Raw genomic sequence first — 7,058 nt, 5'->3', positions numbered from 1 at the left:
ATGTCCGGCGCCCGCATCACCGGCACGGCGGCGCTGGAGCTGAAAGAGACCGGCGGCCGCTATGCGCTGTCGACCATGTGCATCGGCGTCGGCCAGGGCATCGCCATCGCGCTCGAAAGGGTGTGATGTGTCTCACGGCAAAGTGACGTCGGGATGGCGGTCATTTCCCCAAGGTCTCCGTGTCGCGATTGCCCCGCCACAACATCGCCTGATATGAGGATGGCGAAATATTCACGATGCATCGGCACCCAGGGAGGACCTCGCAGCCATGACCGAACTTGCACAATCACTCGCATCCATTCGCGTCCCGGATCTTGCCGGAAAAGCGGTGCTCGTTACCGGCGCGTCAACGGGTATCGGCGCAGCACTTGCCCGCGCCTTCGCCCAACAGGGCATGAAGGTCGGCATCCATTACAATGCCAGCCGCGAACCCGCCGAGCAGCTTGCCGAGGAAATCAGGTCGACAGGCGCCAAGGTTCATCTCGTCCAGGCGGATGTTTCGCAGGATGGCGAAAGCGAGCGCGTGGTCAACGAGACCGCCGAAGCTTTTGGTCATCTGGATGGCCTCGTCAACAATGCCGGCGGGATGCTTGGTCGCGTTTCGACCGAACAGATGACGGATGTGCATTACGAGCGGGTGATGAGCCTCAACGCCCGCTCGGTACTGGCCGCGACCCGCGCGGCACATCCCTGGCTGAAGAAGCAGGGCGGCTTTATCATCAACACCACCTCCATCGCGGCTCGCAATGGCGGCGGCAATGGTGCCATCCTTTATGCGGCCTCAAAGGGTTTCGTGTCGACGATCACCCATGGGCACGCCAAGGAATTCGTCGGTGACAAGATCCGCGTCAATGCGGTCGCCCCCGGCGTCATCGCGACGCCATTCCACGAACGCTACACAAATGCCGAGCAGATGGAGATACAGAGGAAGTCGATCCCGATGGGCATCGTCGGCACGCCGGAAGACTGCGTCGGTGCCTATCTTTTCCTCGCCTCGCCGACACTGTCTGGCTACGTCACCGGGCAGATCATCGAGGTCAACGGCGGGCAATTGATGCCGTGAGCTCCGAATTTCGCCTGAATTTCGATTGTCAAGCGGTCGGCTGAATTAGAGATCGGGCAAGGAACTTTCGCACACTTATGACGTTTGCAGTATCGGGCGTGGCACCAGTGGCCGCGCCCGATCCATTCCTCGCAAACGGTTGCCCGATGCCATGTCGCAGACTGAAGACGCCCCATTGCCGAAGTTGAGCAAGATATCTCCTTTGGTAGGCGACCTCCCAAGGCGCCTGAGCGACGTGCTCGTCTCGGTCTCCAGCTTTGCTGGAGCCGCACGCGAATTCACCCCAAACCTCCCAACCAAGGCGGACTTGAACCCATGAGTTTCTCATTTTCGGAACTGGATTTCATGAAACCGGAGCTCGGTGCTGAATATACTGGCTCCGGCACGCATTTCGCAGTTTTCTCCGCCCATGCGGAGCAGGTGGAACTCTGCCTCTATTCGGATGACGGCAAGAATGAAATCGCCCGCATGTCGCTGCCGAAACGGGAAGGCGACATCTGGTCCGGCTATATCGCAGGCATCGGTCCCGGCACGGTCTACGGCTACCGCGTTCACGGCCCCTACCATCCGGGCGCAGGCCACCGCTTCAACCCGAACAAGCTGCTGCTCGACCCCTACGCCAAGCAGATCATCGGCGATCTCAAGTGGGATGACGCTCTTTATGGCTACAAGATTGGGGCCGAGGAGGAAGACCTGTCTTTCGACGATCGCGACAGCGCGCCGTTCATGGTCAAGGGTGTCGTGCAGGATCCCGATTTCGATTGGGACGGTGACAAGGCGATACGGCGACCATGGACTGAAACCGTCATCTACGAGGCGCATGTGCGCGGCATGACGATGACGCATCCCGACGTGCCCGACAAGCTGCGCGGCACGTTTCTCGGCATGTGCAGCGATCCAATCATCGATCACTTGACCAAGCTCGGCATCTCTGCGATCGAATTGCTGCCGATCCAGTACTTCCTCGACGACCGCTATCTTCTCGAAAAGAACCTTCGGAATTACTGGGGCTATCAGACGCTCGGCTTCTTCGCCCCGCAGACGCGCTACCTCTCAGGCAGCCGCGTCACGGAATTCAAGACAATGGTCAAAAAGTTCCATGCTGCCGGCATCGAAGTCATCATGGACGTGGTCTACAATCACACTGCTGAGGGCTCCGAACGCGGTCCGACGCTGAGCTTCCGCGGTCTCGACAATGCGAGCTACTATATTCTTTCGCCGGACGACCAGCGCCACACCTTCGACACGACAGGTACCGGCAACACGTTGAATGTCGCCCATCCGATGGTGATGCGCATGGTGCTTGACAGCCTGCGCTACTGGGTCGGCGTCATGCATATAGACGGTTTCCGCTTCGACTTGGCCAGCACGCTCGGCCGCCAGGACCTGGAGTTTGCCCGCGAGGGCGGTTTCTTCGGCGCCATACGCCAGGATCCCATGCTGTCGGGCGTCAAGCTGATTGCAGAGCCATGGGATATCGGCGAGGGCGGCTATCAGGTCGGCGGCTTTCCCCATCCTTTCCGGGAATGGAACGACAAATTTCGCGACAATGTCCGTTGCTTCTGGAAGGGCGATGCTGGCCAGGTCTCCAAGCTTGCGTCACGGATCACCGGTTCGGCCCGCCAATTCAATCATTCCGATCGCGGCGCGACGTCCTCGATCAATCTGCTCAGTGCCCATGACGGCTTCACGCTGATGGACACCGTTTCCTACAATGAGAAGCATAACGAGGCGAACGGCGAAGACAACAATGACGGCCACTCCGACAATCATTCCGACAACATGGGCGTCGAGGGCGGCACAGACAATTCGGATATCAACGAAGCGCGCGACCGTCGTCGTCGCAACATGGTCATGACTTTGCTGCTAAGCCAGGGGGTTCCGATGATCCTCGGTGGCGACGAGGTCGGCAACAGCCAGGGCGGCAACAACAACGCCTATTGTCAGGACGACGAAATCGGCTGGACCGATTGGTCCGGCCTTGGCGATCCGTTCCTCGATTTTTGCCAAAAGGCCGTCGCCTTTCGCAAGGCGCATCCGGTTCTTCGCCAGGAACGGTTCCTGACCGGAGAGACCGCAGAGGCCGACCGTGTCGAGATCGCCTGGCACAAGCCGGATGGTGGCTTCATGGACGACGGTGCCTGGGACGATGGCGAACTGCGCGTGCTTGGCGTCTACCTCGGCAAGAGCATCCATGCCGCTGACAGCGAGACCATGGACGACCTGTTCTTGATCTTCAATGCCGGTGGCGATTGCGAGTTCACGCTCCCTGCAGTCAATGGCATCGAGCATTGGCAGCGGGTCGCAGATACCGGCGCGCAGCAGCCGTTCACGACGCATGAGGCGGAAAGTTCGATAACGGTCTATGGCGCGAGCATCGCCATTTTTGCACCAAGGTCGGATGAGGCAAAGGATGATGGCAAGGCCTCCGGGCGCCGCCGTTGGTTCCATTTTGGACGACATCTGAAACGGAAATAGTCGGTATATCAATGAGCGAACTGCTGATCGAAGAATTGGGGCTCATCTATGTCAGCGACACCGAACCCGGCATTCGCCGGCTTCGAAAAGGCAAGGGGTTTTGTTACAAGCTGCCTGACGGCAGCCTGCTCGGCGATGAGGCTCAAAGGCGGCGGATAGCGTCGCTTGGACTGCCGCCTGCCTATCGGGACGTCTGGATCTGCCTGCAGGACAACGGCCACCTCCAGGCGACGGGCCTCGATGCCCGTGGGCGAAAGCAATATCGCTATCACAAGAACTGGTCGTCGCTGCGCAGCAGCGAGAAGTTCCACCAGCTGATCGATTTCGGCCACGCCCTCCCGAAGATCCGCCGCGCCGTGATGCGTCATCTGGACGCCGGCTTGGAAGATGTGAACGGCGTTCTTGCCGCGCTGGCGACCTTGCTGGACGCGGCGCATCTGCGCGTCGGCAACCGAACCTATGTCGAGCAGAACGGCACCTATGGCGCAACGACGCTCCTGAAACGGCATTTGAAGCTTACGGACGGCAGCATAGAACTCCGCTTCAAGGCAAAGGGCGGCAAGCGCATCCAGCGCAGCCTGAAACACCCTCGGTTGCAACGAATACTGGAAGAGATTGCTGACCTGCCCGGTCGGCAGCTGTTCGCCTGGAAGGATGAAAACGGGCTGTTGAGGCCGATCGACTCTGGCAGGCTCAACGGCTATCTCGCCGAGATCGCCGGGATTTCCGTTTCCGCAAAGACGTTCCGGACATGGGCCGGAAGCCTTGCCGCTTTCGGCACTGCCCGCAGCGCGGTACAACAAGGCAAGCGGCCTTCGATTCGACAGATGTGCCAGGCGGCAGCAACCGTTCTTCACAATACGCCGGCTGTCTGTCGCTCCAGCTACATCCATCCCGCCATCATTGCATTGGCCGACAAGGACTACGATTTCACGATTGTCGAAACCAGGCCGCTGGTGGAACCACTACGCGGTCTGCGGGCCGATGAAAACCGTCTTCTGGATTTCCTGGTCAACGCGAGCGAGGAAGCGACACAGGATGCGGCGCTGCAGAGGGCGTCATAGTCTTCATCTCGAAAAGGTCACCAGGGTCGGTGTTTCTCGGCCGACCGGGCCGCATTCGGAACCTTTAGGTCACGAAGCGGTTTTGAATGTTGAAGCACAATTCGAGACATCCGATGGCGAATGTTCGCAAGGTCGAGCCTAGAATTTCAGGAATGGACGTTCGCGACCGATTGATCGTCGCGCTCTATGCGGAATTGAAGGCGGAGCGGGAGACGCGCGAGACCCTGGAAGGGGTCATCCGCAATGGCGGACTTTCAAGCGACGTTCTCGAAGCAATCGCCGGCGACCCGGTCTCCGTCGTCACCAGCGAAGACGTGGCGGCGGTTGAAAAGATCATCGCGCTCGATTGCCGTCGAAAGAAGGTCGCGCGATAGGGACAACGTGCCGCCCAGTGCGAGGATTTGCACCATGGCCTATATAACATACCAAATCGTCGAGCATGACGGTGGCTGGGCTTACAAATTGGGAGAAACGCTGTCGGAGACCTACGCCTCGCGACAGGGCGCAGTTATGGGCGCGAAAAGCGCGGCATCGCGACAGAAGACCAGCGATGGCGGTGCTATGGTGCGGGAACGTCCCGCAACGCGGCGGCGAATAGGCGGAAGTTGAATGGCGACGCGAGCGAGCTGGAAAGGCCATTTGAAGATCGACGAACTCAGCTGTGCGGTGGGGCTTTATTCGGCCGTCTCCTCCTCGGATCGGATTTCCCTCAATATCGTCAACCGCAAGACCCACAATCGCGTCGAACGCCAGTTTGTCGACAGCGAGACGGGCAAGCCCGTCGGACGCGAGGATCAGGTCAAGGGATATAGGCTGGAAGACGGCGACTATATCATCGTCGAGAGCGATGAACTGGCGTCGATCATTCCCGACAGTGACAAGATCATTACGGTCAAAAGCTTCATCAGCGCCGAGGATATCGACAAACTTTATTTCGACAAGCCTTACTATCTGGCACCGGCCGATAGCGCTGCTGAGGGGGTCATGGGCTTGATCGCCGAGACCTTGCGAAACGGCAAGGTGGCTGCCCTTGCCCATGCCGTCTTGTTTCGTCGCTATCGTACGCTGTTGGTGCGGCCGCATGAGGACGGATTGATTGCGACGATGTTGAACTTCGAGTATGAAGTGCGCTCCGCCGAGGATGCCTTCAAGGATATTCCAGAGGTCAAGGCAACAGCGGAAATGCTTGACCTTGCCAATCATATCATCTCAACGAAGCGCGGAACATTCGAACCGGCAGACTATGAAGACCGCTACGAGGCGGCCCTCGTCGAACTGGTCAAGGCCAAGGTCGAAGGCAAGCCGATACCGAAGCCACGGCCGGCGGCTGAAGGAAAAGTCATCGACCTCATGCAGGCCTTGCGCGAAAGTGCCGGTGTTGCCGACAGGGCCAAGGCCAAACCGAAGTCCTCAAGGACCGCAAAGTCCCCAAAAGGACCTGAGCGGCGACGCAAGGCGAGCTAAGCCGACCGGCGCCGATTTCAAGCTGAGGCTGCAGTGGTAAGTCTCTGGTTGCGGTTTCGAAGTTGACAACAGGATCAGGGGGATGCCGTGGGAAAGACTTTGGCCCAAACGCTTTCGAAATCTTCTGTCCAATTGACGCATCCCGATCGGGTCTACTGGCCGGGCAAGGGTGTAACGAAGCAGCACTTGGCGGACTATTACGCGCAGGTTTGGCCTCTTATGGCGCCGTTCGTTGTTCATCGTCCGCTAGCGCTGATGCGATGCCCGGATGGCATCGACGGGCCGAAGTTTTTCCAAAAGCATGCATGGAAAGGGATCAACCCGCATATCGAGCAGATCGCCGATCCGGAGGACAAAAATGGAGAAAAGCTGCTGCGCATCAAGGATTTCGACGGGCTGATCGCGCTTGTTCAGTCTGCCGCCCTGGAAATTCATCCCTGGGGGACGACGACAGACCATTGGGCGCGTCCCGACATGATCACGATGGATCTCGATCCCGCAGAAGATGTCGGCTGGCCGGAGGTGATTGCTGCTGCCCAACAGCTCAGAAAACATTTCGCTGCATCCGGCCTTGCATCCTTCGTAAAGACGTCAGGCGGAAAAGGTCTGCATGTAGTCGCGCCACTAACACCCGCAGCATCGTGGCCGGACGTCAAGGAGTTTGCTGCCGCGATGGCGGAAAGCATGAGTGCCGATCATCCGGAAAAATTTCTGGCCACCGCCGCCAAGGACAAGCGCGTCGGCAAGATCTTTATCGACTATCTGCGCAACGGCCGCGGCAACACGGCGGTCGCCGCCTATTCGCCACGGGCAAGACCGGGCGCCCCTGTCTCGATGCCGCTTTCGTGGGATCAATTGGAGGAAGTGGGTGGCCCGGCCGACTTCAATGTCAACAATGTCCCCGCACATTTGGCTGCGCAGTCGGTCGATCCGTGGGAGCGTTTTTTCAAGGCTGCCAAGCCGCTGCCGAAGGCGAAGGCGCATTGACC

Annotated in this window: 7 protein-coding genes and 1 pseudogene; all 8 read left to right on the top strand. The window is 59.1% G+C overall.

Annotated features, from left to right (window positions below):
- Positions 1-126, top strand: a pseudogene (locus tag CPY51_RS20335) (3-oxoadipyl-CoA thiolase); the annotation flags it as partial.
- Between the two features lie 142 nt (positions 127-268).
- Positions 269-1,063, top strand: a complete 795-nt coding sequence (locus CPY51_RS20330) for an SDR family NAD(P)-dependent oxidoreductase (RefSeq protein ID WP_111162053.1) — start codon at positions 269-271, stop codon at positions 1,061-1,063.
- A 315-nt stretch (positions 1,064-1,378) separates the two neighbouring features.
- Positions 1,379-3,541 carry a glycogen debranching protein GlgX gene (gene glgX, locus CPY51_RS20325; protein ID WP_111162052.1) on the top strand — a complete coding sequence of 721 codons (2,163 nt, stop codon included), beginning with the start codon at positions 1,379-1,381 and terminating at the stop codon, positions 3,539-3,541.
- Between the two features lie 11 nt (positions 3,542-3,552).
- Positions 3,553-4,605, top strand: a complete 1,053-nt coding sequence (locus tag CPY51_RS20320; RefSeq protein ID WP_111162051.1) for a DNA topoisomerase IB — start codon at positions 3,553-3,555, stop codon at positions 4,603-4,605.
- 113 nt (positions 4,606-4,718) lie between these two features.
- Entirely contained in the window at positions 4,719-4,979 is a 261-nt protein-coding gene (locus CPY51_RS20315; protein WP_111162050.1) for a hypothetical protein, read from the top strand.
- A gap of 34 nt (positions 4,980-5,013) precedes the next feature.
- Positions 5,014-5,214 (top strand): DUF2188 domain-containing protein, encoded by a 201-nt coding sequence (locus CPY51_RS20310; protein ID WP_111162049.1) that lies wholly within the window; start codon positions 5,014-5,016, stop codon positions 5,212-5,214.
- Positions 5,215-6,069: a non-homologous end joining protein Ku gene (gene ku, locus CPY51_RS20305; RefSeq protein WP_111162048.1), complete on the top strand. Its 855-nt coding sequence runs from the start codon at positions 5,215-5,217 to the stop codon at positions 6,067-6,069.
- A gap of 87 nt (positions 6,070-6,156) precedes the next feature.
- Positions 6,157-7,056, top strand: coding sequence for a non-homologous end-joining DNA ligase (gene ligD / locus CPY51_RS20300; RefSeq protein WP_111162047.1), 900 nt, complete (start codon positions 6,157-6,159; stop codon positions 7,054-7,056).
- The last annotated feature ends 2 nt before the right edge of the window (positions 7,057-7,058 follow it).

It is taken from the genome of Arminella tubonensis (genome assembly GCF_003240585.1).
Taxonomy (GTDB): domain Bacteria; phylum Pseudomonadota; class Alphaproteobacteria; order Rhizobiales; family Rhizobiaceae; genus Rhizobium; species Rhizobium tubonense.
Note: the sequence above shows the minus strand (reverse complement) of the source record. Positions and strands in the feature narration are given on the sequence as shown.